The sequence below is a fragment of the Nocardia sp. NPDC051900 genome (assembly GCF_044452545.1).
GTDB lineage: Bacteria > Actinomycetota > Actinomycetes > Mycobacteriales > Mycobacteriaceae > Nocardia > Nocardia sichangensis.
This window is the reverse complement of the sequence record NZ_JBITBU010000035.1, coordinates 1-26,844: the sequence shown is the minus strand read 5'-3', so window position 1 is coordinate 26,844 and position 26,844 is coordinate 1. Positions and strand designations below refer to the sequence as shown.

Below are 26,844 nucleotides of genomic sequence, written 5' to 3'. Positions count from 1 at the left end.
CGTGGAAGTACCCCTGATGGTATCACCCCTCGCCGCTCTGGCAGGAGGGCCGGAAACATCGGTGGAAGCGCGTCATAGAACGGACTGAGTACGAGCACCGAATCGCAGAATATCTCAGCGATGACAGGCATGGCGAGCCTCCCTTATTGCCGAAAATTCACGGCTGCGTCGGCTGCTCGACGGCCGTATGGAAAAGAAGACTCCTTACCGTCAGAAATCGAGAAATGGAAATACTAATCAGATGCATACGTAGCTCCGGTGTAGTCACGGATGTTGACATCTATCCGGTGTAGGACACTGTATCCAGCCACCGGCTCGACCCGACCGGTCGGCTTGCGGGCAGTATCACGTTCTTAATATGTGATCACACCGAAGGGTTGTCAATGTCTGTTAATGCTATAGCTGCTGGATCGCGTGGAGTCACCATTCAAATCCCAGGGCGGTTGACTCTGGACATGTTGGAACAGGTGAACGACCCGGTCGAAATCAGGATCGCGGATGACGCCCTGAAACGCGTCGACGCATGTCACGTTTTTCTGCTGGACCGCATCGCCGCTGGAGTTGATATCTACGGGACGACCACCGGGTTCGGCCCGCTGGTCGTGTTTTCTGGTCGCCGGGATGCCGCAGATCAGTGCAACAACGTGGTCGGGCACTTGTCGGCTGGCCAAGGCGAGGACTTGCCGCCTCACGTAGTGCGCGCTACGGTACTGACCCGTTTGTGGTCTCTGGCGCGTGGCCACTCGGGCATTTCCCCTGGAGTATTGCCTGCGCTGGTAGCGATGCTGGGTACGCAGTTCGCTCCTGCTGTGCCGCGGGTCGGCTCGGTCGGCGCGAGCGGCGACCTCATTCCGCTTGCATATGTCGCACGGGCGCTTCGTGGCGAAAACAGCGCCTATCTGTCAGGAATTCGAATGCCCGCTGGCGACGCGCTGCGATCTGCAGGGCTGACACCGCTGGTGTTGGACGGGCGAGACGCGCTCGCGCTGGTCAACGGCACATCGCTCACCGCAGCGGCGGCGGGATTAGCCGTAATGTCGGTTCGTCGGTCGCATCTGGTCGCTATGATGTTGACCGCGTTGCTGGCCGATGTTCTCGGCAGCGATCCGGGGTTTCTGGCAGATGAGTTGCTGGATGCGTTCGGCCACTCACAGGCGCGCGCAGCAGCTGGCCGGATGCGCCAATTTCTAGACGGCACTGCGCCGACGGGTACCCGTCCGCTGCAGGAGCCGTACAGCATACGCTGCACTCCGCAATTGCTCGGTGCCGTCGGCACATCTATCGAGCATGTCGAGCACGTTGTCGTCGATGACCTGAACGGAATCAGCGACAATCCGATGTTTTTCCCCGAAAAGGGCGCGGTGGTGCACGGGGGGAACTTTTTTGGGCAGCCGGTGGCGTTTGCCGCGGATCTATTGTCGGTGAGTACCGTGCAGGTGGGGAATCTAGCTGAGCGCCAATTGGATCTGTTGGTCGATCCCCATCGCAACGGCGGTCTCAACCCGATGTTGGCGACGAAGCCAGGCGAACAGCATGGCGTGCAAGGTGTTCAGTTGGCCGCGACGGCGATCGTCGCGGCGATGCGTCGAGCCGCTGTACCAGCGTCGATGCAGAGCCTGCCGACCAACCTTCACAACCAAGACGTGGTGCCTTTCGGCACGCAGGCCGCGCTGAACGCACTCGATCTAGCGGGGTCGCTGCGGTTGTTACACGGCTCGCTGGCGGTTGCGCTGCGTCAGGCGGCGCATATAGGTGGCCGAAGGCCCACCTCGCCTGCATGCGCGGCGATCTTGGACCGCTTGATCGACCTAGTGCCCGCGATCGACCCCGACCGGCCATTGGACGCCGACGTACGCTCCGCAGCGGATCTGCTCGATACGATCGCTGACGAGTGCACCGATCTGGGCTACCAGCGGTGAGAACTGAGCTGCCATGTTCAAACTCCAAAAACATTTGGCTCGCAGACGGATTCGCGGGGCCGGGGTGGACTCCCTGTACCTGCCGATGCCCGAGTCTGCGTTCACCCCGTGCCGGCACGCCGACTTGTCCCCACGCGGCGTGCCGTGGCACACCGTGGTCTCCCCGGCAGCGCCCCCGTCGCGCACAGTCGGGGGCGCTGCGGCGTACCGATGGCGGGTTGGCCACCATGCGGCCTATTGCGTGTGGCGGTTGATGGCGGAGACACTTCGCGTCCTGCTCGCCGGATCGACTCGGGCTTCGGTGCTGGTCAGCAGGGCCACGTTGCTATTCGACGCGTACTCGGTGCTTATGCTCTATGCCGGCAGTTGTTCCGCCGAAGTCTACGGCGAAACCATTCGGCCCTCGATGATGGCCGCCGACTCCGCTTTCAGTGGTACATGGGCGCGCGACTACGAGCCCATCCATCCGTTGTTGCGCGAAATCCGCCTGACGTATCATCCGAACACGCTGGTCCCGCTGTCGACGGCGCTGAAACTAAACAACATCGTGCACGGAGCGGTGGCCAAATATCTTGTCCCCATTGGCCAATCATTGCTGCGTGAGCACAGCGACGATCACCTGGCCCCCCCGACCGAGGCGCAACGGCAAGTCAGTGACCGGTTCTTCGGTGTCGAACGAATCGCGATCTGCCGCGAGGAGTTCCTTGCACAATTCGTCACCAAGCTGGGCCAGGTGAGATCCGACCTCGTCCATAGACCGCTGCCTGTTTCCTGTGGATGGCCGGGGCTTTCGGCGCAGCAGACCGGCGTGGTCGCGCTATTTCACCGAGAGAGCGCCGTCGTATTGTCCCGACTGGAAGAGAGTCTGGAATGAGCGAATTCAAGAATGTGGTCATGACTCCGAGGATTTACGACTATTTGCTTACGCACGTCGGACCGCCGAGCCCCGTGCAGCGGAAACTGCTCACCAGTACCTCCGAGTTGGGCGACGTCGCGGAGATGCAGATTCCACACGAGCAGGCCGCCTTCTTGACTCTGCTGGTGAGGCTGACCCGAGCCGAACGCATCGTTGAGGTTGGCACCTTCACGGGCTATTCGACGCTAGCGATGGCGCTCGGGCTCCCGCCGCACGGTCGGCTGATCACCTGCGACGTCTCGGCGGAATGGATCACGATCGCCCGCGCCGCCTGGCATGCGTCCGGTGTGTCCGACCGCATCGAATTCTGGCTGGGACCCGCCTCCCGCACTTTGCGGAACCTGCCCGAGACCGCCGATATCGATCTCGTGTTCATCGATGCCGACAAAGTCGGCTATATCGACTACTGGGACCAGCTTGTGCCCAGGGTGCGACCCGGCGGAGTATTGCTCGCCGACAACGTTTTCTATTACGGCGAGGCGGCAGGCGAAAACCCGGTCGGCAACGCTGCGGCAATCGACGCGTTCAACGATCGGGTCCGCGCCGACGGCCGGGTCGAATCGGTGATGCTGCCCATCGCGGACGGGCTCACACTTGCCAGGAAGAAGGACTGACGACAACTGCACCGGTCCGATACTGGCTGCGGCAGCTCGTAGTTCAGAGGAGGTTGGTGAGGCATGAAAGTTGGCGGCGATGTTGTCGTCGCATCCATGCGACATGAATTCCCCTGAAGCACGAGACGATTTCGGTCTCGAGCGAAGGGGCCGATTTGACCGGCTCGGGCTTGCCGGCGGCTCCGGGTGGAGTCATTGCCTGTCGCCACCGCGCTCGCGGCACCGGAAAAGGCTGCGCTTGCAGCGCAGGCTGCCGAAGCTCTTCTGCTGACAACGGGAAACAGATTCTGCCGGCCCGGCTGGCGCCGTACGCCGGGCGGCCAGGCAGCTTCGGCAACGGTGCCACCCCAGCGCTATTGCAACACGGTTATGGGCGGCCCGGGTCGCACTGCGACTGTTATCGGTGGCGCAGCCCTCAGAGCCGTCCGCCGAGCGAGCCTTCCGAGGTGGGGTTGGCTTCACGCCCGCCCCGATGATCAATACAGGATTCACGTCCCGCGCTACTTCGGCGATACTTGCACTCTTTCTATAACACCGAATCCGGCAACGTGGCTTGCCCCCGAGACGCGACAGAACCGCACGACGATAGGAGGACTAACCATGAGCGGCCAGGGCGCGCGAACGATCAGCACAGAGGATTTTCTGGCCGAGTATCCGGAATACACCACTACCGCTGTAATAGATGACCTCCGTGCCACCGAATACGACTATCTCGACCGCAACCAGGACATCTATCTTGACTACACCGGCGCAGGGCTGGCCGCGGCCGCCCAACACCGGGCACACAACCAATGGGTCTCTGCGGGCTGCTATGGCAATCCCCATTCAGACAATCCCACCTCACGTGCGGCGACGGCTGGTGTCGAGACTGCCCGGGCTGCCGTACTCGCCCATTTTAACGCGTCACCGCAGGACTATACGGCGATCTTCACGGCGAACGCCACGGCGGCATGCCGATTAGTCGGCGAGGCCTACCCATTCGGTCGGTCGATCCGTTTCGTCCTGACGGCTGACAACCACAATTCGGTCAATGGCATTCGAGAATTCGCACACTCCAGGCGCGCTCGAACGGAGTACATCCCTCTCGTCGGCACAGAACTCAGAGTGACCGAGGCTGCTGTTCGCGCCGCACTGGGTGGCCGCCGGGTGAGGGAATCGCACTCGCCCGCTGCGGCGGATGGACGCGACAAACATCGTGGGCTGTTCGCCTACCCAGCGCAGAGCAACTTCACCGGCGTCCAGCATCCACTCGAATGGGTTGACATCGCACATGATCACGGATTCGATGTATTGCTCGATGCCGCCGCCTACCTGCCGACCCATGAGCTCGATCTCTCCGAAGTACGTGCCGATTTCGTTCCCGTGAGCTGGTATAAGGTCTTCGGTTATCCGACTGGAGTCGGCTGTCTGGTCGCCCGCCGCGATACGTTGGCCAGACTGCGGCGGCCGTGGTTTTCCGGCGGCACCGTTCAGGCCGCCAGCGTGGAGGGCGGGTGGTACACACCTACCGCGGGACATGCTGAATTCGAGGACGGTACAGTGAATTTCCTCGCCATACCGGACATCCAACATGGTCTCGAATGGCTGCACGGAGTCGGCATCGATGTGATCGATCGGCGTACCCGCTGCCTGACCGGGTGGCTGCTGGATCGCTTACTGTCGCTCGTGCACGACAACGGCGCTCCGGTGGTCCGCATCTATGGCCCGCGCGATATGGTCAACCGCGGTGCGACGATCGCGTTGAATATCCTCGACTACTCCGGGGCCGTCGTCGACGAGCGTCTGGTAGCACGCGAGTCCTCTGCGGTCGGGTTGTCTTTACGCACGGGTTGCTTCTGCAATCCTGGCGCTGGCGAGGCTGCCTTCAACATCGGCCGCTCGGCGTTGCTAGGCCTGCTCGGAAAGCCTCCTGGCACGATCGATTCGTATGTTGCCGAACTCGGCCTGCCCACCGGCGGTGCGCTGCGTGTCTCCTTCGGAATCGCGTCCAATTTCCAGGATGCTCAGCGATTCGTCGAATTCGTCGACACGACCTACCGCAACCGCCGGTGTGATACGCAGGGTCTTTCGCCGCGAAAACACTGCTGAACGAAGCCCTTCCTCGGTGCCGATTGCAGTAGGTGCAAAGCGAGCGTCGACACCTCGGCGTGCTCGCGGTCGGCGCTGGTGAGCTGGGAGTCTCCTCCGTAAAGGACGACTCCGTTGGTGGAATTCCGGTTCCACTCGCCTTCAATCCACTTTCCCGAGAGAATACGAAGCCGCCGAGGAAGCGATGTTCCGCACCGCCCTGGCCTGGGGTGGGTGCGGGTCTCCTGAAGTTGGTCTGGATGCTGTTTACGTGGCGAGACAGTAGTCAGCGGGGTGGTACTGACGGCGAATGGCCCGGTGCGGCAGAAACCTTTCCACCGTTGGTAAGTTACTCTAGTGTTGGGCTCGGCGCCCTCGGTGTCGGCACGTGGGCGCGAAGCGCCCTTCGCAGAACCTCAACTGCGCTGTCGACATCGGTAATCTTGTGGAGCTCATCGCTCGATACCAGGACAGCTTGTCCGTAACGCTGTTCCATAGAATGCAGCAGCCATGTCCGTGCAAGAGAGTTGATCTGTTCAGGAACCTCGGCATCTGCGCCATTCAGTTGACCGAGCAGTGAGATGACGTCTGCTCGAGTTGGCAACTGAGCGCCAATCGCCTCGGCGTTGCGATCCACCAGCGCGTCGAAAATGCTGACCATTTCGGTGATTGCCATGGCTGCCAGCCGCTCGACGCTCGTGTCGGGAAAAGTCACGCCAAGGCGTTTCTCCATAGCCAGAACCAGCTCGATAAGGTTATCGGCGGCCAGCCCCAAGCCCGCATCGCCGAGAACCGTCGACCCTGATGCGGCGGAGTCCCCATATCCGATGGCGCGTAGCGCTTCGCGGAACTGAATCTCAGCCTTGCTTCTCATCGAGCTTCCTCCGCTGCTTGCGCCAGGCGACGTGGATCGCGAATCCGCTTGCCCGTCGGCGTGGCCGGCAATGTGGGCAGGACATGGTAGTTGCTGGGCATCTGGTGCGCGGCGAGCCTGCGCCCAACCTCGGCCCTGACCCGATCCACCGAGCCACTCTCTGCCAGTGCCAAATATGCCTTAATACTTCTTCCATCGTGGACCACGGTGGCTTCTCGCACGCCATCAACGCTGGTCACGATCCGTTCTATTGCCATCAGGTCAACCTTCAGGCCGCCGACCGCAATCTGCGAGTCGAGCCTGCCGTGCAGCGTCACGAAACCATCCGGAGACAAGGTAGCCGCGTCCCCTGTGCGAAACCAGCCGTTGTCCCACCGTTTCTCCTTGGATTCGTCCACGTAAGGCGACTTCTCCATGGCGATCAAGAGCTCTCCAGAATGATCGATTCCTGCCCGCACCCCAGGGGCGAGAACGCCGACCGCCGGCCGAAACCGACCATCGAGGTCAGCGGCGATCATGCCCACCTCCGTCATACCGTATGCTTGGCCGACCTTGACACCGAAGCGCTCGGCAATCAACTCACACAGCTCGGCGTCGACAGCCTCACCGGACGAAACGACACGACGAAATTGTGGCAGCTGCGGTGGTTCCGAAACCGTTGCGAGCATTTTCAAGTGGAAGGGCACACCTAGAAGTGTTGTGGGACCGATACTGTCCTGAACACAGCGCAGCAGGCCGTGCGCGGTGACCTGTTCCGGAATGATGAGGGTGCAAGCAGAGCGCAACGCGTGCAAGAGCCAGAACAGCCCATACGCGTAGGCAAAAGAGATTGCAGCAACGATACATTCGCCCTTGGCTGGTGCGCCGTCGACGCCGGCGGTCTTCTCGACCTCGTCCATCAGATCCGAGACAGTCCGCCCGATACCCTTCGGCAGTCCTGTCGAGCCCGAGCTGAAAAGAATGAGTGCGTGCTCGCTGTCTCGCGGCTGTCCGGGGCGGGGACGATATTGCACCGCAAGCTGATCTCGACCGGCTTGCAGGTTGGCTGCAGTCACCGTTACCTGTGGACGGCACCAGTCCACTATCCCTTCCCACTGCTCCTGCGGCACGCGATGATCGACTATGACAAGCCTGGCACCGAGCCGCCAAGTGGCAAGAATGACAGCGGTGCTTTCAACGCAAGGTGGAAGTTGGACAGCAACTGAGGCATCCGGACCCACCTCCAAGTCCGCTAAGATGCGCTGGGATTCGATGACCTCCTGCCACAATCCGTCATAGCGCAGCACACGTGTGGCACGTATGCACTCCTGGGCACCAGGCCCGCTGAGCAGAACGTCATCGACCCACTCACCGCCTGGGAGGGCACGTTCAACCGGCCTGAACATAGCTGACTCCTAACATCCGAACCAAATGCGGGATACTTCGGCTGCTGCCGCTGCCGCCTCGTCATGGCCGGCCTTTGCCGTCGTAGCCAACTGTGAGGGGTCGAGCGGATTTTCCGGCACTCTCTCGGCAACCACCGTGACAACCGAGGCGCCAGTTGTTGCGGCCAAGTCTGCCGCCTGATCGACCACCTTGCCGGGCCCGAATCCCTCGGGCATTGGGGCGAGAACCACTACCCGGTCACAATCCGCGGCGAGATCCGCATTTGCCGGCGATCTGAGGAAACCGTCGATCCAACGACGTCCGAGTGCCTCCACGGGCCGATACGCGAAAGGAAGTGCGCAGCTTGCGGCGACAGCCGTTTGCAAGGGCACGCCATCCTGTCGGCGCAGTGCGACGAACTCTCCGCTGTTCGCATCGACGGCAGTCAACAGCAGCGTCGGATGCTCCGGCCAATCCGATGCCGGTATCCGAGCGGCAACGGAGTCGCTCACGTCGTCTGCCGAAGCGGTTTGTGCTGCAGCCAATGCGGCATGCCCTACCCGCGCACGAGCCAGCTGTGGGTTTGCCTCGCCGGCCATCATCGAGCCGAGGCTCGCCAGCGCAGCGGCATTCAACTCACGCACAGGCTCAGGATGCAGCGGACTGAGATACCTAGCATACAGATGCTCCAGGTCGGCGCCGGTTGTGATCAGCGCGCCGACAATCGCCCCTGACGACGTTCCTATGACAACATCGGGCTGGCTCAGGTCGACACCTGCCTCAGCCAACCCATAGAGCATGCCGACCAGCCAACCCGTACCAGTCAGGCCACCACCTCCAAGGACAAGTGCCCTACGACAGTTCGAATCCATCACCTATCCTCTTTCAATTCGTCATTGTTCTTGTTGTCAACGGACAACCCCGGTGTCGCTGGTGACAGGAATGGGCCCGGTAGAAACAGCAGCAGCGAGCCGTCGCCGCAGGTTGTGACTCCACGGCGCCGCAGGTTCGTCTCCGTAAAGCGTCCCGGCCAAGTCACCAACCAATCATCGCTTTAGTTCGCATAAGACCTTCGCCGAGATAGCCATCGTGGGGAAGGTTTGGCTGCTTGTGAGTCGTCGAGGTGCCGCCGAGATAGAGATTGGTGATACTCGGCTCGGCACGCAGGTTTTCGATGAGCTGGCGGTCTTCTGTCATGGCGGTGAGGACAAGGGAGTTTTTCAATGGGGCGATACCGTCCTCGGGTTGCCATGGACCGACCCATACGCAGGGAGACGGCAGTTCGGCTTGGAGCTGCGGCGCATCCGCGGTTGCGACCTGGTGTACAGCAGGTCGCAGCACCGCGCCTCCCCCGGGGAGTTCATCGACGATTGTGTCGCCGCCCAGCCATGCGCGGGTGCCCTGCGCGGTGCGGCGCAGCTGAGCGTCGATCTGTCGCGCACGCTCCACCGGTTGGACTGTCAGGACCGACTCGGGATGGTCGGACGGGAGACTGGGAATCCGGGCAAGTTTCTCCGCGAGAGCGCGGGCCAGCGGCGCGGGGTCGTCTTCGACGAGAACTGCGGTGGCGCAGACACACGCTGCGCCGCCGTGGCCGCTCACCGAGTCGGCGATGACGTCGATCATATCGCGCCAGTCGACGTCATTGGTTACCAGGATCTTCGACCGTCCGGGGCCCTGGAGGAGGACGCGGCGATTGTGGGCGTACGTGTTGATTACGTCTTGGCCGCCATAAACGATTGCATAGTCCGCTGTGGTGACGACGACCTCTGCGGTGGCGTGGTCGGTGGGCAACAGCGTGATCGTTCGCTCGTCGAAACCGGCTTCCCGCAGTGCCGCGACGAGCCTGGCCGGGGTGAACGGTTCCCGGTTGGATGGTCGCACCGCCACCGCATAGCCCAGTGCCAACGCCTCGGGCCACAGTCCGTGCGCGGCCGGGGTATTGCCCGGGGCGTGCACGGCGAACAGGTGCCCCTTGCGTGTCCACACCACTGCGCCGTTCCTGGTTTTCGGCTCGGCTCCCTCTGAAACTGCACCCCGGGGCATCGCCGATTCCACTCTGAATTGCACTGTGCGCAATGCCTCGGTGATCGAGTCGATCGACTCGATCACCACCGGCAGCGGCACCCCCGACACGCGAGAAACCACACGCGCGTAGTCGCCGGGCGCGAGCCCGAACAGCGTACCGGTGGCATAAATGTCGGCTGCCTTGTTCAGCATCGTGATCCGATCAGCCAGGTGCGGCGTTGTCGCTGCGCGCATAGCAGCCAGAGTTCGCCGAATATATACCGGCGGGACTTGGCTGATCTCACCGATCTTATCGCCCGCCAGACTCACAATGTCGCTGCGGCGGCAGCTGCGGTAGACGCCGTGAGCGCCCAGCGCATCGATGTCCACGAGTTCGGGCATCAATACACTCCTTCGATCACCTGGTGACCGGCAAAGGATGCCACGGGCGCGACGTCTGCCACCGACGATCCCACCGCGCCAGCAGGAGCTGGGACTCTATAGCCCATATCGCGTTCCAAGTTGTTCGGGAGAAAAGCGTATTTGGTGAGATAGTTCATCACGACCTGCCCACGCTCGCCGAATTCGACGTCAGCGCCGGTATTCGGATCGACAACCCGAAAGAAAGCGTAAGGGGAGAAGCTGTCGAAAATAGGGGAGCTGTCGAAATCCTCATCGACGCGCTCACGCGCGCCGCCGAGAATGGTGGTACTCCCGTACGCAGCGCGGAAGATTATTTCCGGAAATATTTCCGTGCGGTAGAGGTGACGCGAATCCGCGTCCATGTGGGCACCACCCCAATGAATTTTGCGCACCGACCGGTTGATCAGCTCGACCAACTCGTCTTGCCGCACCATCCGCTCCAACAACGGTGGAGTGATGACCAGCAGATCCACCCTTTGCGTACGCAGAATTGCCGCGGCCTGATCGATGAGGTGCGTGACATATGCATCGGCTTCAGCGATTTTCCCCTGGGAAATCAGTGATTTTACCCACCGCGGATCCAGGTCCACGGAGAACTTCATTCCGCCGGAACGACGGGCCTGCCGGGTCGCGAGCTCACCGAGCATGTGTGGACCCGACGGCACGACGGCCAGGATGTTGACCGGCCCCGCTGCGGCCAGCTCGTAGGTCCAATCCTCCCAGGCCACGTACGTATCGATCCATTCATCGTAGAAAACGAGGCGTTTCGGGGTGCCGGTCGTGCCGCCGCTTTCGAAGACCCCGGCTATACCCGGGTTCGACCCCAACCCCCGGGGAATCAGGTCCTCGACGGCGCAGGTTCGCAAGTCGTTGACAACATTCGGAAATCGCGCGAGATCGGAGGTTCCTTCTATGTCGATAAGCGGGTCAAAATCCAGTTGTGCTGCGCGGCGTAGCCAGAACGGGCTGCCGGTACGGGGGTGGAAATGCCACTGCATGAGCGCGCGAACGTAGTCGTCGGCGTCGATCCCCGACGTGTCGGTTCTCATGTCCAGTATCGGGTCGGCTGCTGGCGTTCTCACAGGTCCTTCTTTCTGGCTACGGCGAACCCGTCTGCGATGGGCAGCCTCACAGACTCGACGCGGTCGTCGTTACGGACCCGATCGTTGAATGCGCCAATGGCTCTGGCGTTGCCCGCCGGGTTGTCGATGGCCGCCTCGCCGTAGTACAGAACCTTGTCTACGACGAGGATGCCGCCAGGACGCACTCTAGACACGAGTTGGTCCCAATAGTCGATGTAGTCGACTTTGTCGGCTTCGATGAACACGAGATCGGTGTCGGGCGCCTCAGGCGGGTCCCGCAGGGTCTCCGCTGCCGGTCCCAGCCGGACTTCGACCCGGTTGGCGACACCGGCGGCATGCCAGGAGTCACGGGCGATCGCGCTACATTCCGCCGAGATGTCGCAAGCGATCAGCTGGCCGTGCGGCGGAAGTCCGAGTGCCATCGCCAGCGTGGAATAACCGGCAAACGTGCCGATTTCGACGATCTGCTCGGCGGCCATGAACCTCACCAGCAGGGTGAGGAAGGCGGCCTGCTCACGTGGAACCTGAATTTCTGCTATTTCGCTCGACTCCAAGGTGCTGATGAGAAGTTTCTGCTGCACTATATTCGGTGGCTCGGAATGCGCCAGCAGGTACTCATAGAGTCGCTGGGGCATGACTGTTTTGAATGCGTTCACTACAAGCTTCCTTCTAGTTTCGACAAAACGCGACCGCTCTCGCGGTGGAATCGGGTGACGACGTCAGCATGGGCGCTCGGCAGGCCCGCCCATCCGCAGGGCACGGGAAGCGGCCGGTGCACGAGGTCGGATCGCACCTGCCCCAGCCTGGTCGCGAATTGTGCGAAGAACTCGTTGCTGCAGATCGGGATACGCTCAACCAGGAAAACCCGGTCGTTGATCTCCTGTTGCGCCTCGGTCGGCGGTTCCATCGGATCGTCGCTGTACTTACGCAACAGCGACTCACCATTGGGCACCAGATGAGCGGCGGCTGCCCTGTGCACGATAAGATTGGATTTCAGCGCATTCGACAGTGGAGTGAACTTGCTCAGATGGTGCGTCGCACTAATTTCGCGTAATAACGGGTGCACGGGCTCGTAATCACGTGCCCATCGATCGCTGAAGGCCGGGTCGGCGGCCATCACCAAGGGACGTATGGTCTTCCCGTGGATTTCAGTGGAACAAGAGCCCGCGTAAAGTATCAGTACCGAGTACGCATCGAGTAGCAGCGCGGTTCGGTCGACCAGCGCTGAGGTGGATTCTGATCCGGCGGACAGGTCGCGAAGGGCCTGCGCCAAAAGCCGCCACACGCAAAAAGACGCATGGTGACCGAGAATCCACCGGTACACCGCGGCGTCCTCCACTGATGGCGGCGCATACGCCGTCGCGGAAATCGAGGTGTGCCACGGCACACCGCGGGGCGACAGGTCAGTGTGCCGACAGGGGATGAACGCCGAGGCGGGCGGCGGCAAGTACAGCGGGTCGAGCGCATTCCGGCGAACATTCCTGCCTGCTCGGACCTGTCGGTACACAACCATCAAGGCCTGCCTCAGCGCGCGTCGACGGGATCGTCGTGCTCGTCGGCGATCGTGTCGAGGAGATCTGCCGCGCAGCGCACGTCCACCTCCAATTGCCGTTCGGGGTCGATCGCGGGAACCAGGGCGATCAAGCGGTGCAGGATCGTTGCGCTGGCGGGTGAGGTGGGCTCGCGTCCGCCAACGTGCACCGCCTGACGCAGCCCGACCGCCAGCGAGCCGTGTAACCAGCGCAACGACTCCGCCAGGTCGAGCGCGTTCAATGCGGCCTGCGTACCGGAAGGCACGACGTCCCCGGCGTGGCCGTTGGTCGGCAGGCTGCGCATGGAAGCGGGTGCGGCCGCTCGACACATCGCCGCGACGATCGCCGCCGTGGCCGGCCGAACGCCCTGCACGCCATCCTGCTTGCCGGGCCTCGTCGCCAACATCAGATTGCGGTTCGCCGAAGGAATTTCCCCCATGCTCCACCGTGCCCCGTTGCGGGAAGACCAATGGGTTGCGCCGAGCGATTGTGGAGTGCAGCGTTTGCCGTAGGGCTCCTGCGACTCGTCGGAAAGGAGGATCGGATCGCTGCCCAGAAGATCAGCCAACAACGCAGTCGATATCATGGCGACAATATGCGACCGGAGAGCCGATGCGACTGCCAATCCGGCCGCCGCCGCGGTCAGCGAAGTGCCGTTCACAAACGTGAGCGCGTCTAGCCCGTCCAATATGAAGGGTGCTAGACCAGCCGTTCGAAGTGTCTCGCCAGCGGGCATTCGGACTCCGGCCATCGTAGGGGCGTACTCCATGCCCAGCACGGCCACCAGTGCTGGCGATACTGCCGCAGAAATGACCGAGTGACCACGCGCCAGAGACCGCGAACAGGCCAACACCGTCGTGCGCACGACGCGAGGAGCCAACTCTGCACCCTTGCTCGCTGGCGAGTGGTGGAAGACCGTATCGCATTGGTCGGCAGCGTCCTCATTGCTGGGGAATGCAACCAGTGGCCCGAACAGGAACGCGTGACGCACGCCGACGCGTTTCAGCGTCTGATCGACGACCGCGACTTGGATGTGCTCGGCCGACCGATTCAGAATGTTCCGAGTCATCCTATCCAGTATTCGAATGGTGGCCGTAAGCGATCTGGACGCGACAGGCATTGACGGGTTTCTCATGCGACACGAACTTTCTGGCAAGACAGATCGAAGGTGGCAATACTCATAACAGCGGATTTCTTCGACGCTGGCCTGCGGACAGTCGATCGAGATTATTTCAAGCAAGGGAAGTGCTCGACTTCTCCTGCTTGCGAGAAGATTCGTATCGCTATAACGACAATCGTCGGATGATTCTTTTGTCGTGCTCACCTCGTCATACTCGGACGAGCGTTTTGATAGCGGTGCGCTCGGCCATGGCGCGGTAGCCCGTGGCAATGTCGTCGAGCGGCACCGTCAGGTCGAAGACTGCAGCGGGATCCAGTCGGCCAGTGAGCAATTCGTCTAGCAGATACGGCAGATAGACTCGTGCCGGAGTCAACCCGCCCGTCACGGTGACGTTCCGCAGGAATCGGTAGGTCAGGTCCACTCCCTCCGGGTGTGGTGCTCCAACTACACCGACCGAGCCGCCGGGCCGGGTCACTGCGACTGCCGTGTGGAACGGTTGTCCGCCGCCGGCGCAGTCCAGCGCCGCATCGACGCCTCGACCCTTGGTCAGGTCGAGCACTCGCTCATGGGCAGGCTCGCCACGCTCGGGAACATGATCGGTAGCACCGAAGAGTTTCCCGAGGCGGGCACGACCAGGGTGTGAGCTGAGTAGAATGATTTGTTCGGCTCCGGCAAGGGCCGCCGCCAGGGTCGCGCACAGTCCCACAGCGCCGTCACCGACCACTGCCACGCTCGCCCCGCGGAAAACCCTTGTAGTTCGAATTGCATGCAAGCCTGTCGCCATGACATCTGCGAGGGTGAGCACCGCGGGCAGTCGCTCGTCATCGGCTAGCATGGGCAACTGGACCAGAGTCGTGTCGGCGAACGGAACTCTGACGGCCTCGGCCTGGCCGCCAGCCTGCTCACCGCCCCACATACCACCTTGCTCGCAAGCGGACGTTATGCTGGCGCGGCAGGGCCCGCACTCGCCGTCCGACCACATGAACGGGGCAACCACCAGCATGCCGGGACGCAGAAGACGCACCTGCTCGCCGACGTCCTCCACAACACCGAGGAATTCGTGTCCGGCGCCGGGACCGGGCAGCACGGGATGCCCGTGATAGCCCGAAAGATCCGTACCGCAGATAGAAGACAAGGTGACTCTTACGACCGCGTCCGTCGGCTCGACGATTCTAGCGTCGGGAACTTCGGAAACACGGATACGTCCCGGCCCGTCGAAAAACACTGCTTTCATTGCCGATATTCAACCTTTCATCTTCCAATCGGCGATGGGTGGTACTCGATCGGCGAATCGAGAAGCCAAGCAAGAGAATTGCCGACATCTAAGGCCATTCACGCGTGCAGCGGCAACTACAAGATGATTCCCGCATCGATGAGCCGGTCGCTGCGCGCGAATGGAAACGAAGCTCATAGTCATCGGATCATCCGGTAACCAGCCACCACATCTGGTGATCCTCTGCGCACGAGGCCGTCGAGTGATATGTGCATCCACGCCGCAACCGTTCCCATCTTGCTTACCCTGTCTGCTGCGTCACGCACGCTTAGCAGCATTTTTCACTGAATCGCAGTGTCGCACAATCGGGAAGTATTCTGGACATACGTACGCAAATTTAGTCCGCACCTGGGTAAAGAGAGCGGATCTGACCTTCATTCTAGGGCCCAAGTGTCATGGTTCGGCGAAAGGATCACCTGATGTCGATACGCTGGAATCCGGGGGTCTTCCAGGCAACAGCTCCTCGCGGTGCCAAGTCTCGATGAGTAGAGAGGAACCGATATCTTGAGGCAAGACCCGTTTTGGGTGGAGGGCGGTCGACGATCCGCACTCCGAACTCGCATCGTTACGATGGAAGAGTCTACGTACGTGTCTCAACTTCTTCTCCGGATGCGCGTGAATGTCGCGCGCACAGACACTATTGGCCAGTAGGTGATGGCATAATCCGTCGTGGCCGGATCACGGGCGTGCAAGGGCCTGACCTTCATACGCGGATCCGGATCCGCGTGCTCGCACATGATTTTCGGAGGATTGTCGCTGTGGCGGTTACTGCTGAGGCGCGTGGGCGAAAATCGGCTGCCGAAATACTCGAAGACGCAAGACTGGTGTTCGAACCGACGTACCGGGAGATTGTCGGCAGTCTTCCCGAGAGGATAGCTCGGATCGGGGGCTATCACATTGGGTGGTGGGATGCGCATGGACTCCCGATGAACGGTGGCGGCAAGGTGATTCGCCCGGCGTTGGTATTGACGACGACCGCAGCCCTGAGCACGGGTCCCGCCGACGCCGCGCGGGAGCGGGCAGTGGCCGCCGCCGTGGCGGTGGAGATGGTGCACGACTTCTCACTACTGCACGACGACATCATGGACGGCGATCGAACCCGCCGGGATCGTCCCACAGCTTGGGCACAATTCGGGCACTCCGCAGCTATGTTGACCGGCGACCTGTTCCTGACAGTCGCGATGGATGTGCTCGCCGCACAGGATACCGTCGCGGTGCAGATTCTCAGTCGAGCGCTGCGGGCATTGTGCGCAGGCCAGAGTGAAGATCTCTCATTCGAGAATCGGCAGACGGTCTCGCTGAGTGAATGTGTGCGTATGGCCGAGGGGAAAACCGCTGCGCTGCTGGGCGCTTCGTGCGAACTGGGAGCGTGGGCTGCCGGGGCCGATAGCGACCGGTTGCAGACGATGCGTCAGTTCGGTCTGCATCTGGGTCTGGCCTATCAACTGGTCGATGACCTGCTGGGAATCTGGGGTGATCCCTCGCTGACCGGCAAACCGATCCATGCGGATTTGGCGCGGCGCAAGAAGTCGCTGCCCGTGGTGGCCGCTCTGAACTCCGCGACTCCCGCCAGTGCAGAGCTGGCCAGCCGCTATGCCGACCCGGAACCACTCGATCCGACGGAGCAGGCACATCTGGCGCGACTGATCGAACGCGCAGGTGGCCGGGACTGGGCCGAACACACGGCCCGGGAGAACTGCGCGATCGCCCGCCGGATACTCGAACACGCTCGCCCCGAACCGGGCGCCGCTGCGGACTTGCTGAGTCTGGTCGACCTGATCACCCATCGAGACCGATGACCAGCAGGGTTCCTCGATATGCAGATCTTGCTCGAGAAGAGTCCGATCTGCATTCAACACATTACATGTGGAAATCAATCCGGAGATCCACTTCCATCGCCACCACATGGAATGAGGCAGCATGTCACCGAGTTATTCATCGGATTCCAGCGGACTGGTCCATCGAAAAAACGGGGAGACCGATCGCGTCGGTGTATATCCAAGGAACAGTTGTCAACGACCTGTCAGTGACATTATCATTGCGCAGGCCCGAGTCGATCATGCCTTGAATCGTATCGATGACAGTGCGTTACTCGAGGACGAACAATCATACGATTATCGCCTGCGGGACCAGGAAAGCGTTTTCGGTCGGGAACCCGTTCGCAGCGACCTGATCGTATGTAGCGACGATCCAGCACGTCGACCGGAACGACTAGGACCAGGCGATTCTACGGCGCAGATCGTGAAAACGCGTGGAGCGGAAAGAATATTCACCGATGCCGTGCCATATCCGCGAACGGTGGCCGACCCTATCGAGGAAGTGACCTTTCCACCATTCAACCCTGATCCGGATCATGTCCAGTTCCTACAGATTGACGTGTACGAGATCGAGGAGATTCGCAGGGAAGCGGACGGCACACTCCATGACACAGGGGAAGTCACCATGGGCGGTGACACCGGACGCAACAGATCATCCCGAATGCTTGTCTACGGCACGGGTGCCGTGCGATACGATCCGGTCGGCTTCGAGAAATTATGTCGGATGGTTCGGTACCTGAGGCGAGACAATCTGGAGAAGGACTGTTTTCTGGTCGGTGTCAACGTCGAGGACGCACCATCCGGTGCTGCCGACGGCAATACATTCGATGCGGTTCTGACGGTTCGATGGGAAGAGTCGAAGGTTCGTACGTGGCCCATCTGCATCCGGACCGAGGGCTACTGCTACCTTTTGGTGCAGAAAACGTCGACAGGACCGGTTGTGGCCACGATGAAGGAGAGGCTCTGCGCGCTGCCGGCCTACACCACCGATCACAAAGCAAAGGAGTTGTGCGACACTGCGGTACATGCTCTGCAGGTCGGACTCGAAGCCATCGGCGCGTATGATATTCAATCCAGCGCGGGAAAATATGTGGCCGAACTGTCAAAATGGTCCGCAGTGGTCGGAGTCGGCATGGTTTTGGAGGCGTGTGGTATCCGATCCCTGGAAGAGAACCTGTTTTCCGTAGTACAGATCGATGCCGACGCGCGACCGGCGAGCACGCAGGAGGCAGTGCGAGTTCGGTCGATACAGAAAGGTGACGGGCTTCCTCGATTGCGATCGAAAGCATGGGATCACATGTTCCCCCGTGACTCCTTGGTCGGTATATCGAGGAGCCCTCAGGCAACCGCCAACACCATGGTTGCTTATTTTATCGTTTTTGGAAATGAATTGGGCAGGTTGGTGCAGCCTGCTGGGAATATCTTCTTCTACGATTATGCAATTGAAAGCAGAAGCGAATCATTGAAGGAGTGGGTCTTCGGGGTGGCGAGGAAAGTAGACTCGTTATTCGAACATCTGCCCCCATTGGATGCAACGGGTGTTCTGTGCAACCTCATGAATGGAGAAATGGTTCGATGTAAGGCCAGGGTAGAGGAAACGGCCCGGCGCCTGGGTTTCGTGAATGACCGGATGATCCTCTGGAAAGACAAGAGCGCCATGCTCCAGTATCGGGCTATCGACGGCATGGCTGGCCAACTCATACCGTATACCATGTGGACCAACGATGAGACCGAAGTTATCGGTTTTTTGGCGCTGCTGAATGACGTATTCGATTTCGCTTACGATATCAGCGTCAAGGAACCGAGCAATCTATTTCTTACGCTGACCGACGGAAAAATCGACGACGATTCGGTGAAGAATGCTTATGTGAGATTCGGTAACGGCTTGCAATACATAATCGAAAGATACAAATATGATGCGCCGGGCCTATCTGTACTCGCGACTTGTTTCTGGCAGTTGAGCAATGGCAGGCACAGGATCATTCCGTCAATCTATAACGGCACCTTAGAATATGAACACCGTTACGTGGACTTGGATCCAGGTAAGGGGCTGGTCCATATGCTGGAGAACAGCGATGGTTTGCCCGGAAAGTCATCGCTCGGCAGAACCGAATACGGGAAGCTGATCCGCGATAACGCAGCGCCTCTGGGGGTCGATGCCATTGCATTGGCGAAACTCATCACCGTGGATATCGAGAACGCCTACTTCAGGGAGGCTGAGTTCTCTGAATCGCACGTATTGAAACTCGAACAACAATTATGTGAATTGATCACGTCGTGCGCTCTGGGATGCGACCCGGCAGATACCCGGATGACAGATTTCCTGTGGATGCTCCTCGAATACATGTTTCTGAAGAGTGGCATGTATCTTTCGGCAGCGATGGGCGCGCTGAAAATCATGCACAACAGGAGGCAGGCAGACGACAGGGGAGGACTTGCCTACGCCCCATGGTAAATTCGGGTCTTCGGCGCAGCTTGAACTCTGCCTGCGCCGACACCGCCGATATCCACCCGACGGTCGGCTAGTCGCTATGGCAGGTCATTTCACCCTTCTCCATCGATTCGCCAAAGATCCAGACATCTGGAGATCGAGCGGCGCATGAAGTCGCCGTACCTCCTTGCTCGCGATCCATTCACCAAGGAAGCGTCAGCAAGCGCCTTACCTGCATCCAAGATCGCCTGCTTCATCGTAGACGGCCGACACTGAGAGGATTGCCCGAAGTGCGCACGTCGCATCTTAGGACGATAAGTCGGCGGCGCTCATCCATGGAAATGGCCGCCATCGTACATTGCCAATCGCATTCTCACATTTACGAGTGCATGCGATAAGTCGGAGCTTTGGTCCATATATGATCTCCGCTATTAGATGGTGCATTTCTTTGCCCTACCCCCAACTCGACGGTGCGAGCATCCAGGGCGAAGCTGATTTCCGCTGCAGCCCGTTTGTGGGTGCAGGCACAGATACGCATCGGCAGCTATGCGCTGATGACGTACGTAGTATCACTGATGGCAAATTTACAGGATCTAGTTGCGCGAAAATATAGGTCCTGTCAGGATATAGCCGCGCGATGGATCCGTGCCGGGGAAGAGCCGGAGTCCGTACGAATCTTCGTTTTGAACTTTCTCGATCGAGAGCAAGGGTTACTCGATGTTGAAGGCACTCGATGTTGAAGGCACTCGCCGTCATGACGGCCACGGCCGCGCTGCTGATCGCGGCGCCGAGCGCCGCGGCGGCCGAGGGTACCGATGACATCCTCGGCGGCTTACTCGACCAAATCGCCAGTGCGTTCGGCAGTTCGTGCGCAAGTCCCAGCGGCGCTTGCAAGCCACGATCATATAACCGCGAGGCCGCGCGACTGCGGAGGTCCGGCGTCGTCGCCAAGTGCAACCTCTCGGCGGGGCAGCCAGCCAGCATCAGCCGATCGCTAATTACACCAACAGAACGGAAGACCTGTGACTCAGCAGCCACCACAGCATCCTGCCTCGCCGAATCCCGCTCGCCGCCGTGTCAATACGCTGTTACTCGCTGTCGGCGGCGCAGTGCTGGCGACGATCGTTCTGATCGTCCTCGTCGGCGTAGTGCTAAGCGTTGGCGAGCCGACAGCCGCAATCTCGACCAGGAGCGAGGCCGTGTCAGCATCGGCGCGGACCGACCAGCCAGCGCCACGCCATGCTCCAACGAGTCCGTTCGGCCCCTCCGACGCACGGTGCGCACCCGCAGCGACCGGTGTCGTCGAACTCGTCCAACCTGGTCTCACACGCACCGGTTGGCGGATCATCAACGGCACAGTAATCAGCGTTGGCGGCACAACGTATTTTGGTGCTTCTATCATCGACCAGGGTGGTGCGGTGAAAGACCGGTCCGATGTGTGGGTGGTACGTGGCGGCAAGGTGTACGCCAGTACCAGCGGCGCACGCGACAACACGACATTTCCGACGGCATCTGCCGCGCCGCTGAACATCGCCCCCGGTGACGAGCTCGTGCAAGCCGTCGACAGGTGCGTCGTGAACATCACGCTCGGCCGCTGATTCCCGCCCGGACAGGCGAAATCCGCCTCGGACGGCGCCGGTCCGTTCGAGGCGATTTCCCTAGTGAGGCGCCTTCTGCGTGTTCACGCAAATTGCACCCCTGATGGTAGGTTGTGTCTCCCCATGACTTGAGCCATTCAACTATCAGGGCCAGGACGACTCCGGCGCGGTATGTGATGGCCAACATGCCATACCTGTGTGGCCACCGCGCGTCAGTGCTTGGCCTTGTTGAAGGTGCGTTCGATGACGTTGCGCCGCTTGTAGGTCTTCTCCCGATCGAAATCAGGTGCCCGCGCACCACGGCGACCTCTGCGTTTGCGGTGGGCGAGTTGATCGCGTCGTTCGGGAATGACGGTGCGGGTACGTGTGCCGCAGCGAGGCGCGGTTGGCGTCCGAGGACATTTGGTCGGCACCCGGACGCTGAGATCGTCCTGTCCCGACCTGGGATGGGCGTGATTCTCGGTTCCCGGGTGCTGTCAACGCCAGTATTCAGCCGGAGGCGACAGGCGCTCGCCGAGTTCGGAGATGCCCGCCTATCGCTATGCCTCGGCGAAGGCACGCAAGAACTACGCCCGTACCAGACCGATCACCTGCGCCTCGGGCAAGAAGAAAATCGTCGCGGCACGATTCGTGCACAACGACCGGCTCATCGCCGCCCTCCTCCGTCGGGAGTTCAGTGCCCTGACCGTCTCACCGGGCGCACGCACCCACCACGACAAACACCGCACCCGCAGCCTCGAACACCAGACCGCGCTGCGCCAGCTCGCCAACCGTCTCGTCGGCATCCTCCATGACTGCCTCAAGACCCGAACGGTATACGACGAAACTGCCGCATAGTCCCCACACACCAAGAAATCGGCTCCGCTTGACATTCAAGCCCCTGGGAAGTCTTTGGCTCGTACCGACGCCCCGTCGCACACCGCACGGGACCAGTCGATCAAGCCTTCGCTGCCGAGTCGCTCCGGGGGGACTATCTCGCTAAAGGTGTTTCCGGCGGTTTCTCTCAGTAGGTTCGGGCGTCGGGCCAGCGGTCGGCGAAGGTGATCGCGAAGGCGTTGACCGCAGGCTTCGTGCGCCGTGAGGCGCTGTGGTTTGAGTGGAGGTGAGAGACCTTTGCCGTCGGGTCGTCGCAGCGGCCCGGTAGGAGCTGAGGGCAGCTGTGCGACGTGAGGTCGCACGTTGTGAGTGATCGCGTTTGATAGGAGGTCGTTCGACGAGGACGTGATCCGGTCCAGTGTCTATGGGACCGTCCCCGCCCTGGCGTGCGTCGTGGGTGACCGCGGGGTGCGAAGCCTGGGGTGAAAGCCGAAGCGTCCCTGTTCCACCCAGGGATGACGGGCGAGGGGAAGGCCGGACGGGTGAACGGAAGTGAATCTTTGTATGCCCCGTTATCAGCAGCTCCGCAGGTGGGTCGTTCCAGCGAGGTATAGGGCTGGCCGTTGAGAAGCGGCAGGCGCCGACCAGAGAGGCTGTGCTGGTCGGGAAGACACCGCCGCCCCGGGGTAAAGAAGGCACCCAACCCGGCCGTATCTCATGCGTGCGGAACACGGAAACCCCGACAGAGTCCGGAACATCGATGTGATGTACCGGTAGGCCGACTGTGAGGAGAGCGGAATCCTCTGGCGGGAACAGGATGTCCAAGAAGCGAAGGCCGGCGGGCGAAAGCCAGCAGGAAACCAGCGCGTCATGGCGGCACCCCCGGCCGTCGTCGCTGGATAACTGGCCGGATACCGGACCGAGTGTCCGGGCCTCGAAAGAGGCGCTGACGTGGACAGGTGAGCTGGTGAAACGAAGCGGTCACGAACCGCCGGAACCGAAGGACAAGTTGGACACCGAATGGTGAACGGACCTGAGGGCGTTGCCCTTTCGTGGGATGCCGTCGATTGGCGGCAGCACGAGGACAATGTACGGCGTTTGCGGCAGCGGATCTTCACGGCGACTCGGAGCGGGAACCTGGCCACGGTCAGGAACCTGCAGAAAATGATGCTGCTTAGCTGGAGCAACACGCTGGTCAGTGTGAGGCAGGCGACGCAGCGCAATGCGGGACGTAAGACCGCCGGGGTCGACGGTGAGGTCGCGCTGACCTCGCAGGCCCGGATGCAGCTGGCGGTGCAGGTGCACCGCGACGCGGCGTACTGGCGGCCTCGGCCGGTCAAGCGGGTGTATATCCCGAAGGCGGGTAACCGTGCGAAGTTGCGGCCACTCGGGATTCCGGTGATCGCGGATCGTTGTCATCAGGGCAGGGTCCGCAACGCGCTGGAGCCCGAGTGGGAGGCCCGGTTCGAGCCCAAGTCCTATGGGTTCCGGCCGGGCCGCAGCTGCCACGATGCGATCCAGGCGATCTACACCGTTTGTCGCGGCCCTCGGGCCAAGCGGGTGTGGGCGCTGGACGCGGACCTGGCGGCGGCGTTCGACAGAATCGATCATTCCCGGTTGCTCGAAGCCATCGGGTCCTTCCCCGCCAGGGACATGATCCGGGATTGGCTGAAAGTGGGAATCATCGAGGCGGGCAAGGGATTTGCTCCGACTGACGAGGGCACGCCCCAAGGCGGAGTCATCAGTCCGCTACTGCTGAACATTGCCCTGCACGGGCTGGAACACGCGGCAGGAGTTCGATACGTGGAGTCCGGCAGTGCTGCCGAGTCGACGCGAACTGACTCCCCGGTGGTCATCAGGTATGCCGACGATCTCGTCGCGCTCTGCCACACCCAGCGGCAGGCCGAGCAGGTCAAAGCGCGGCTCGCCGACTGGTTGGCACCCAAGGGGTTGGCGTTCAACGAGGACAAGACACGGATCGTGCATGTGGGCGAGTCCGGGTTCGACTTCTTGGGCTTCAATGTCCGCCGCTATCACGGCAAGCTGCTGATCAAACCATCGAACGCCGCAGTCCGGCGAATACGGGAACGGCTGCGCACAGAGATCCGCGCACTGCGCGGCTCCAATGCGCGGGCGGTAATCGCCACGCTCACCCCGATCATCAAGGGATGGGCGGCCTACTACCGGGGCGTGGTGTCGAAGCGGACGTTCAACGCTCTTGACGACTACCTGTGGGCGCTGACCTACAAGTGGGCGACCTACAGCCACCCCACGAAGTCGAAGTGGTGGGTCTCGGCCCGCTACTTCGGCAAGTTCAACAAGTTCAGGAACAACCGCTGGGTATTCGGCGACGCAGCCAGCGGCACGCACCTGCCACGGTTCTCCTGGACCGACATCGTCCGACACACTCTGGTCAAGGGCCGGGCATCACCCGATGACCCGGTGCTGGCCGAATACTGGGAACAACGGCGACGCAGAATCAGACCCCCGGTCGACGGCTACACCCGGCGGCTGCTCGTCGAGCAGCACGGCCGGTGCCCGCTCTGCCGGAACGAACTGCTGTCACCAGACCAGCCGCCCCAATCGCCTGGTGAATGGGAAGGGACTGCCCCGAGTTTGGTTGACTCGTGGGTTTGGTCTTTCAGGCCGCGACTGCGGGCCGGTTTATTGTCTCAAACTCGATCGGGGTGAGCCGACCGAGTCTGCGTTGCCGCCGGGTGCGGTGGTAGGTCTTCTCGATCCAGACCACGATCGCCAGACGGAGTTCGCTGCGGGTCGCCCACCGCTTCCGGTCAAGCACGTTTTTCTGCAGTAACGCGAAGAACGACTCCATCGCGGCGTTGGTGTGTCCTGAAGAGGCAGGAGGTTCGTGGTGTAGAACACGAATTTTGTTGTGCTCGTGCTGTTGTGGAGATGAAGGTAGGTCCTTCGGCATCGGCATGCAGGTGCGGGTGTCAAACCACCTCGAGCTGCTGCGGTGAATGAGTCGTGGTGGTGAGCGTGCGGGGAAAAGCCTTGCAGGACAGGGCAGGTATGGGCCGTGAAGGCGAACGTGAGTGAACCATTGATGACGCGTCGTTAGATGTAGGTGACATCGAAACCGGGGCCTCAATGCTGTCCCGGGAGGAGCCAGACGGGAGCCTGCTGATTGGTCTGGTGGTGTCCGGCGTGAAGGTGGCGCGAGCTCGGTCCAGGCTCTGCAACGGAACAGGAGAACTCCTCGACGCGAAACGGCGGCCGGTGGTTGAGCCGGTCGCGGGAAGGGTGAGCAGCCCTGGTGGCGTGTCAGGAGGGCGGAACGCCCCGTAGTAGTGGTGAAGCCTCTGTAATGGGGGTGGAGCGAAGGGGGCGTGCTGTCGGGTTTCGATCGACGATCAACCAGTAATGGGAGGAATCCGATGACCGGAACGAGATCGGTGGGCAAGCCGTTCGATATCCCGAAGATTTTGGTGTGGGAGGCGTATCTGAAGGTCAAGGCCAACAAGGGAGCAGCTGGTGTGGACGGACAGTCGTTGACGGAGTTCGAGCAGGACGAGAAGAACAACCTGTACAAACTCTGGAATCGGTTGTCATCGGGAAGCTATTTCCCGCCGCCTGTGCGGGCGGTGGACATTCCGAAACATGGTGGCGGGGTCCGAACCCTTGGGGTTCCGACCGTCGCGGACCGGATCGCCCAGACGGCGGTGGCCATGGTGTTGTCGCCGTCAGCGGAACAGGTGTTCCATCCTGATTCGTATGGGTATCGGCCCGGACGGTCGGCGTTGGATGCGGTGGAGACGTGCAAGCAGCGGTGTTGGCGACAGCCCTGGGTCATCGACCTCGATATTCAGGGCTTCTTCGACAACGTGCCGCATGATCCCATCGTCGCTGCTGTGGAACGTCACACCGAGTTGCCGTGGGTGGTGCTGTATGTGAAGCGGTGGCTCACCGCTCCGCTGCAACAGACCGACGGCACGCTCATCAGGCGGGACAAGGGGACTCCGCAGGGGTCTGCGATCTCGCCGTTGTTGTCGAACCTGTTCATGCACTATGCATTCGACTCCTGGGTGGAGCGGGAGCTGGGGTCGGTCAGGTTCGAGCGGTATTGCGACGACGCCATCGTGCACTGCGTCAGCGAGAAGCAAGCGGAGTTCGTGCGTGATGCCATCGCGCGCAGGCTGGGGCGTTTCGGTCTGGCACTGCACCCGGACAAGACCCGGATCGTGTACTGCAAACAGGAGGGTCGGGACCTGGAGTTTCCAGTCACCGAGTTCACCTTCCTGGGGTTCACGTTCCGGCGACGGGCATCTCGTCTGCGGGACGGGCGACTCAAGACCGGGTTCCTGCCCGCGGTGAGCAAGCAGGCCAAGAAGTCCATGGCCAGGACCATCCGGAACTGGCAGTTGGGCCGCTGGACCGCGCTGAGCTTGAAAGAGATCGCCGCGATGATCAATCCCGTCGTGGCGGGCTGGATCAACTATTACGGGTACTTCTACAAGTCCGAGTTGATCAGTTTCTCGGAACGCCAGATCAACCCGTTTCTCGTGAAATGGGCGATGAGGAAATACAAGCGGTATCGCCGTGCCATAGGGCGGGCACGTCGGAAGATGGCTGAGTTTGCCTCAGCCTATCCCGGCATGTTCGCGCACTGGAAACACGGTGCGTTGCCCAGCGGTTCGACAGTGGGAGCCGTGTGACGGGAGACTGTCAAGCACGGTTCTGAGAGCGGCGGCAGGTGAGATCCCCGCCGCCGACTCACCTCACCACACGCCCCGACTCTGCCCATTGACCCTCGTAAACCATTGACCGACAACGCATTGACGAACTATCGAGAGCGAAACTGACTACCCCTGTCGGAGTGGACGATCGTCGCGGTAGGTGCTCGGAGAGCGACGGCATGGTTCAGTGCCGATACCGCCAGAGATGCCTTCATCCCGGAATCGATCGAGTACCCGACGATCCGGTTGGAGAACACGTCCTTGACAGCGCACAAGTACAGTTTTCCTTCATC

19 protein-coding genes and 2 pseudogenes are annotated in these 26,844 nt (G+C 61.3%); 10 read left to right on the top strand and 11 right to left on the bottom strand.

Annotated elements, in window-relative coordinates:
• Positions 1-455: 455 nt before the first annotated feature.
• From ACIA5H_RS35765 to ACIA5H_RS35750, 4 genes are all read left to right on the top strand, one after another.
• Positions 456-1,919, top strand: a complete 1,464-nt coding sequence (locus ACIA5H_RS35765; RefSeq protein WP_397080552.1) for an aromatic amino acid ammonia-lyase — start codon at positions 456-458, stop codon at positions 1,917-1,919.
• A 253-nt stretch (positions 1,920-2,172) separates the two neighbouring features.
• Positions 2,173-2,793, top strand: coding sequence for a hypothetical protein (locus ACIA5H_RS35760; RefSeq protein WP_364438739.1), 621 nt, complete (start codon positions 2,173-2,175; stop codon positions 2,791-2,793).
• A gap of 20 nt (positions 2,794-2,813) precedes the next feature.
• Positions 2,814-3,449, top strand: a complete 636-nt coding sequence (locus ACIA5H_RS35755) for an O-methyltransferase (protein ID WP_397080549.1) — start codon at positions 2,814-2,816, stop codon at positions 3,447-3,449.
• Positions 3,450-4,049: 600 nt separating this feature from the next.
• Positions 4,050-5,537, top strand: coding sequence for an aminotransferase class V-fold PLP-dependent enzyme (locus ACIA5H_RS35750; protein ID WP_397080547.1), 1,488 nt, complete (start codon positions 4,050-4,052; stop codon positions 5,535-5,537).
• A 328-nt stretch (positions 5,538-5,865) separates the two neighbouring features.
• On the opposite strand, the gene ACIA5H_RS35745 is transcribed toward ACIA5H_RS35750, so the two are convergent.
• The 9 genes from ACIA5H_RS35745 to ACIA5H_RS35705 form a co-directional block, all read right to left on the bottom strand.
• Positions 5,866-6,390, bottom strand: a complete 525-nt coding sequence (locus ACIA5H_RS35745) for a hypothetical protein (RefSeq protein WP_364438748.1) — start codon at positions 6,388-6,390, stop codon at positions 5,866-5,868.
• Positions 6,387-7,676, bottom strand: coding sequence for a long-chain fatty acid--CoA ligase (locus ACIA5H_RS35740; protein WP_364438751.1), 1,290 nt, complete (start codon positions 7,674-7,676; stop codon positions 6,387-6,389). Before ACIA5H_RS35740 ends, ACIA5H_RS35745 begins: the two co-directional genes overlap by 4 nt.
• 108 nt (positions 7,677-7,784) lie before the next feature.
• Positions 7,785-8,627: a patatin-like phospholipase family protein gene (locus ACIA5H_RS35735; protein WP_364438754.1), complete on the bottom strand. Its 843-nt coding sequence runs from the start codon at positions 8,625-8,627 to the stop codon at positions 7,785-7,787.
• A 163-nt stretch (positions 8,628-8,790) separates the two neighbouring features.
• A complete protein-coding gene (locus ACIA5H_RS35730; RefSeq protein ID WP_364438757.1) occupies positions 8,791-10,164 on the bottom strand; it encodes an aldehyde dehydrogenase family protein in 1,374 nt (457 codons plus the stop codon).
• On the bottom strand, positions 10,164-11,234 hold the full coding sequence (locus ACIA5H_RS35725) for a phenazine antibiotic biosynthesis protein (protein WP_364438760.1): 1,071 nt from the start codon (positions 11,232-11,234) through the stop codon (positions 10,164-10,166). Before ACIA5H_RS35725 ends, ACIA5H_RS35730 begins: the two co-directional genes overlap by 1 nt.
• A gap of 29 nt (positions 11,235-11,263) precedes the next feature.
• A complete protein-coding gene (locus tag ACIA5H_RS35720; protein WP_364438763.1) occupies positions 11,264-11,923 on the bottom strand; it encodes an O-methyltransferase in 660 nt (219 codons plus the stop codon).
• Positions 11,923-12,780, bottom strand: coding sequence for a hypothetical protein (locus ACIA5H_RS35715; protein ID WP_364438766.1), 858 nt, complete (start codon positions 12,778-12,780; stop codon positions 11,923-11,925). The genes ACIA5H_RS35720 and ACIA5H_RS35715 overlap by 1 nt, the downstream gene beginning before the upstream one ends.
• An 11-nt stretch (positions 12,781-12,791) precedes the next feature.
• The gene (locus ACIA5H_RS35710; RefSeq protein WP_397080543.1) at positions 12,792-13,868 is read right to left on the bottom strand and encodes an aromatic amino acid lyase; all 1,077 of its coding nucleotides are present in this window, start codon (positions 13,866-13,868) and stop codon (positions 12,792-12,794) included.
• 259 nt (positions 13,869-14,127) lie between these two features.
• Positions 14,128-15,153, bottom strand: coding sequence for a zinc-binding dehydrogenase (locus ACIA5H_RS35705; protein ID WP_397080541.1), 1,026 nt, complete (start codon positions 15,151-15,153; stop codon positions 14,128-14,130).
• A gap of 764 nt (positions 15,154-15,917) precedes the next feature.
• On the opposite strand from ACIA5H_RS35705, the gene ACIA5H_RS35700 reads away from it, so the two are divergent.
• The 5 genes from ACIA5H_RS35700 (at position 15,918) to ltrA (ACIA5H_RS35680) (ending at position 24,545) form a co-directional block, all read left to right on the top strand.
• Complete coding sequence (locus tag ACIA5H_RS35700; RefSeq protein WP_364438775.1) at positions 15,918-16,991, top strand: polyprenyl synthetase family protein; 1,074 nt, start codon at positions 15,918-15,920, stop codon at positions 16,989-16,991.
• A gap of 265 nt (positions 16,992-17,256) precedes the next feature.
• The gene (locus ACIA5H_RS35695) at positions 17,257-19,464 is read left to right on the top strand and encodes a hypothetical protein (protein WP_397080538.1); all 2,208 of its coding nucleotides are present in this window, start codon (positions 17,257-17,259) and stop codon (positions 19,462-19,464) included.
• Positions 19,465-20,462: 998 nt separating this feature from the next.
• The gene (locus ACIA5H_RS35690; protein ID WP_364438781.1) at positions 20,463-21,038 is read left to right on the top strand and encodes a hypothetical protein; all 576 of its coding nucleotides are present in this window, start codon (positions 20,463-20,465) and stop codon (positions 21,036-21,038) included.
• Between the two features lie 525 nt (positions 21,039-21,563).
• On the top strand, positions 21,564-21,875 hold the full coding sequence (locus ACIA5H_RS35685) for a hypothetical protein (protein WP_397080536.1): 312 nt from the start codon (positions 21,564-21,566) through the stop codon (positions 21,873-21,875).
• Positions 21,876-22,874: 999 nt separating this feature from the next.
• Complete coding sequence (ltrA, locus tag ACIA5H_RS35680) at positions 22,875-24,545, top strand: group II intron reverse transcriptase/maturase (RefSeq protein ID WP_397080534.1); 1,671 nt, start codon at positions 22,875-22,877, stop codon at positions 24,543-24,545.
• Here ltrA (ACIA5H_RS35680) and ACIA5H_RS35675 read toward each other — a convergent pair.
• A pseudogene (locus ACIA5H_RS35675) lies at positions 24,496-24,696 on the bottom strand (IS3 family transposase); the annotation flags it as partial. The gene ltrA (ACIA5H_RS35680) and the pseudogene ACIA5H_RS35675 overlap by 50 nt on opposite strands.
• Positions 24,697-25,252: 556 nt before the next feature.
• Between ACIA5H_RS35675 and ltrA (ACIA5H_RS35670) the strand changes: the two are divergent.
• On the top strand, positions 25,253-26,530 hold the full coding sequence (gene ltrA / locus ACIA5H_RS35670) for a group II intron reverse transcriptase/maturase (RefSeq protein ID WP_397080532.1): 1,278 nt from the start codon (positions 25,253-25,255) through the stop codon (positions 26,528-26,530).
• A 62-nt stretch (positions 26,531-26,592) separates the two neighbouring features.
• Here the strand turns inward: ltrA (ACIA5H_RS35670) and ACIA5H_RS35665 are convergent.
• A pseudogene (locus ACIA5H_RS35665) lies at positions 26,593-26,844 on the bottom strand (transposase); the annotation flags it as partial.

What these genes read in the sequence shown, in the direction of transcription:
- ACIA5H_RS35765 (WP_397080552.1), top strand. Translation starts at nt 456, where the DNA reads ATGTTGGAACAGGTGAACGACCCGGTCGAAATCAGGATCGCGGATGAC.
- ACIA5H_RS35760 (WP_364438739.1), top strand. Translation starts at nt 2,173, where the DNA reads ATGGCGGAGACACTTCGCGTCCTGCTCGCCGGATCGACTCGGGCTTCG.
- ACIA5H_RS35755 (WP_397080549.1), top strand. Translation starts at nt 2,814, where the DNA reads ATGACTCCGAGGATTTACGACTATTTGCTTACGCACGTCGGACCGCCG.
- ACIA5H_RS35750 (WP_397080547.1), top strand. Translation starts at nt 4,050, where the DNA reads ATGAGCGGCCAGGGCGCGCGAACGATCAGCACAGAGGATTTTCTGGCC.
- ACIA5H_RS35745 (WP_364438748.1), bottom strand. Translation starts at nt 6,390, where the DNA reads ATGAGAAGCAAGGCTGAGATTCAGTTCCGCGAAGCGCTACGCGCCATC.
- ACIA5H_RS35735 (WP_364438754.1), bottom strand. Translation starts at nt 8,627, where the DNA reads ATGGATTCGAACTGTCGTAGGGCACTTGTCCTTGGAGGTGGTGGCCTG.
- ACIA5H_RS35730 (WP_364438757.1), bottom strand. Translation starts at nt 10,164, where the DNA reads ATGCCCGAACTCGTGGACATCGATGCGCTGGGCGCTCACGGCGTCTAC.
- ACIA5H_RS35725 (WP_364438760.1), bottom strand. Translation starts at nt 11,234, where the DNA reads ATGAGAACCGACACGTCGGGGATCGACGCCGACGACTACGTTCGCGCG.
- ACIA5H_RS35715 (WP_364438766.1), bottom strand. Translation starts at nt 12,780, where the DNA reads ATGGTTGTGTACCGACAGGTCCGAGCAGGCAGGAATGTTCGCCGGAAT.
- ACIA5H_RS35710 (WP_397080543.1), bottom strand. Translation starts at nt 13,868, where the DNA reads ATGACTCGGAACATTCTGAATCGGTCGGCCGAGCACATCCAAGTCGCG.
- ACIA5H_RS35705 (WP_397080541.1), bottom strand. Translation starts at nt 15,153, where the DNA reads ATGAAAGCAGTGTTTTTCGACGGGCCGGGACGTATCCGTGTTTCCGAA.
- ACIA5H_RS35685 (WP_397080536.1), top strand. Translation starts at nt 21,564, where the DNA reads ATGCCCGCCTATCGCTATGCCTCGGCGAAGGCACGCAAGAACTACGCC.
- ltrA (WP_397080534.1), top strand. Translation starts at nt 22,875, where the DNA reads ATGGTGAACGGACCTGAGGGCGTTGCCCTTTCGTGGGATGCCGTCGAT.
- ltrA (WP_397080532.1), top strand. Translation starts at nt 25,253, where the DNA reads ATGACCGGAACGAGATCGGTGGGCAAGCCGTTCGATATCCCGAAGATT.